This window comes from Bartonella sp. MU70NMGDW (assembly GCF_042194085.1).
In the GTDB taxonomy this organism is placed as follows: Bacteria; Pseudomonadota; Alphaproteobacteria; order Rhizobiales; family Rhizobiaceae; genus Bartonella; species Bartonella grahamii.
In genome coordinates, this window is record NZ_JBHIMK010000142.1 from 1 (window position 1) to 3,327 (window position 3,327).

Here is a 3,327-nt window from a genome sequence, read left to right on the forward strand (position 1 = left end):
TTTTTGGTCTTATTTTTACTAAACTTTGATGAAACAATTTATTTTCTAGAAATTGTCTTGTATGGGGTTTATGATCTTAATGCACCACGATAAAAGGGGATAAATGCTTGTTTATGAAAAATAAAAACATCAAAGGCTTTGCAATGAAGCTTTTGTGTGTGCGCATTTTGATGTGGGGAATCCTTTCATTTGAACGGATGTGGGTACGGTTGTTGCCATTTTTCCTCGTTGTTAGTCTCTTTTGTTCGTTTAGCTGGTTGGGACTTTTTGGCATTTTGGGCTATTGGTCACATTTGCTCTTACTTGGGGTTATACTTGTTTGTGCTGGGGCGAGTTTATTTTTTCTTGTTCGTTTTCGGTTTCCCACAATACGGGAAGTGAATTGCCGTCTTGAACGCGTCAATGATCTTAGACATCAGCCTTTGAATATTCAGACAGATCGTTTATGTTCTGAAAATGATGAAGATTTTAGTGCTGTTATTTGGCGTGAACATCAACGCCGAATGGCAAAACAATTATACCATTTAAAAACTGGATTTATCTCTCTTAATAGTGCGGATTATGATCCTTTGGCTTTGAGGGCTTTGTGTGTTCTTCTTTTTGTGTGCGCTTTTAGTTTTTCTTTTGGTTCACAAGGGGGGCGTTTGGCTGATGCCTTTGATTTTCGTCCTGTTGTTGATGAAAAATTCATGCGGATTGATGCTTGGGTAACACCACCTGCTTATACCGGTGTGGCACCGATTTATTTGACAAAAGATGAGAAAACACAACTAGAAATCCCTGAAGGGAGTAATGTTGTTGTGCGTGTTGTCAATGGGGCTGGCGTTACAGTAAAAGCAAAGTCTGTAGAAGATGGGAGGGAAGTTTCGTTTTCAGAGAAAACGGAACAAACAGCTTTGAATGATCCAATCGCTCATTTTGAAACACATTTAAAGCATTCAATGAATTTATTTGTATCATCACGTCGTAAAAAACAGCAGTGGCATTTGCAGATGATTAAGGACACGCTTCCGACAATTCATTGGCTGGAAAAACCAGGGAGGATTTTAACGGGATCATTAGAGTTACGATATGTGGTGGATGATGATTATGGTGTGACAAAGGCTTTTGTTGAAATAGAGCCTTTTCTTTCTCAGAATAAAAGTGCTTCCTCTCTTTATAATGCTCCGGAAATAGAGCTTCTTCTTCCGCGTGGTGGAAAGGGAAAAATGCGGATGGTGCAAGATATATCAGCGCATCCATGGGCAGGTTCGCAAGTCAAAATTACTTTGGTGGCAGAAGATGGTGCGGGGCAGAAAGGGCGTAGCAAAACTTTTGTTATGACATTACCGCAACACGTTTTTTCAAATCCTGTCGCGCGTGCGGTGAGTGAATTGCGTCGTTTATTAGCGCTTGATGCTTCTGCGAGAGAGCGTGTATTGGATATGCTTTCTGCTTTGCTTGTGCGTCCAGAAAAAGGTTTGCAAAATGTAAAGCATTTTCTTGTTCTACAAAGTGCGTGGACAAGACTTTCTTTAGCACAAACAGAAGATGATTTGCGTGGTGTGGTGGATTATTTATGGCAAATTGCTTTGGGTATTGAAGATAATCAGCTTGAATCCGTGCAAAAAAATTTAAAACAAGCTCAAGCTGCTTTACGTGATGCATTGCGTTACGGTGCTTCAGCGGCAGAAATTGAACGGCTTATGGCAGATTTACGTCAAGCTATGGATGAGTATATTCGTGCTTTGGCTGAAAAAGCACAAGATAGTCAAGTTTCTAAAAATTCTAAAAGCTCAAAAAGTCCTAATCTTTCTGAAGCTACATTACAAGAAAAGCTAAATTTAATTGAGGAAATGGCTAAAACGGGCTCTTCTTTAGCAGCTGAACAACTCTTAGCGGAAGTTGAACAGACGCTTGATCATTTGCATGTGCAAAAAGGCAATCAAAATGAGGGAGAAAAAAGCCAATCTGCACAAATGAAAGAAAAGATGGACCAGCTTGGAGATTTAATGCGTCGTCAGCAAGAAATTCTCAATGAAACACATCAGTTAGAGATGGAACAAAAACGCGGAGAAAATGTGCCGGAAACACAGAAAAAATCTTTAAAAAAACGTCAAGCTGAATTGCAGTCTGAATTATCAACATTAGAAAAAGAATTATCAGAACAAGGATTTGAAACAGGGGGCGCATTGAAAAGGGCAGAAGAAAAAATGAATTCTGCGGAGAATGCTCTTGATAATGGAAATCATCAGGTATCTATACAAAATCAGTCTGATGCTTTGGAATCTTTGAGGCAAGGTGCACAAAATGTTTTGAAAAAAATGCGCGAAACACTCAAAGAAACGGGAAATGATCAAAATGCTGATTCTGGTCCTAAAGATCCGTTAGGACGTCCACTTTCTTCAAAAACAGATGAAGAACAAGAAGGTGAGGCACTACCACAAAAAAGTGATCAAATGCGTACGCGGCAGATTTTGGATGAAATTCGCAAACGTCTTGGTAAAGAGCATATTCTAGAAGAAGAAAAAAACTATCTTGAAAGATTGCTTCATTTTAATTAACCAGTGTTGGCTTTTTTCTTAATTGATGTCAGAAATAGTGTATGAAGAATCTCTATGGGGTTCATCTCCAAGAAAATGATTAAAGCGCTTGTAACGCAAAATCATCCTGCTGTACTGATTTTTTGATCATTTAAGTTTAAAATATGAAATATTGAAATGTTCGCTATTGCGGAAAAAGAGCAGAAGTCCATATAAGTTTGGTATATGAAAATCTGTAATGTTTGAAATTTGTTTCTACATGGTATGTTGAGTTGGATATCGTTGCGCTGAAAGATTTTTATGCTTCTGCACTTGGGCTGCGTGTGCAAAAGACGCTGTGTGACCAATTGAATTTATGGTGGCCTGATCTTACGGATAAACGGATTATGGGGTTGGGTTATGCACTTCCTTATCTTTCTACATTGCGTGAACGTGCCCAACAATGTTTTGCTTTTATGCCATCTGCTCAGGGTGCTTTCCCTTGGCCTTGTGCTGAGCAAGTTGCTACAGCGCTTGTTTTTGAAGAAGATTTGCCGCTTCCTGATGCGTCAGTTGATTGTATTTTATTGGTACATGCATTAGAATATACAGAAAATTCATTTGAAACATTGAATGAAATATGGCGTGTTTTAGCACCCAATGGCCACTTGATCGTTATTGTACCTAATCGCTCTGGCTTTTGGGCGCGCAATATTACTACGCCCTTTGGTTATGGCGAGCCTTATAGTCGGCAACAAATTACTCGTTTGTTCGAAAAAACAAATTTTGTTTCTGGGCCAATACAAGAAATTGTACATTATATGCC

2 protein-coding genes are annotated in these 3,327 nt (G+C 39.0%); both read left to right on the forward strand.

The genetic code is table 11. The features are described 5' to 3' along the window. Positions 1–113 precede the first annotated feature (113 nt). Positions 114–2,543 (forward strand): TIGR02302 family protein, encoded by a 2,430-nt coding sequence (locus ACFIKE_RS08825; protein WP_375649371.1) that lies wholly within the window; start codon positions 114–116, stop codon positions 2,541–2,543. A gap of 221 nt (positions 2,544–2,764) precedes the next feature. Further along, on the forward strand, positions 2,765–3,327 hold a 563-nt coding region (locus ACFIKE_RS08830), incomplete at its 3' end, for a class I SAM-dependent methyltransferase (protein ID WP_375649374.1).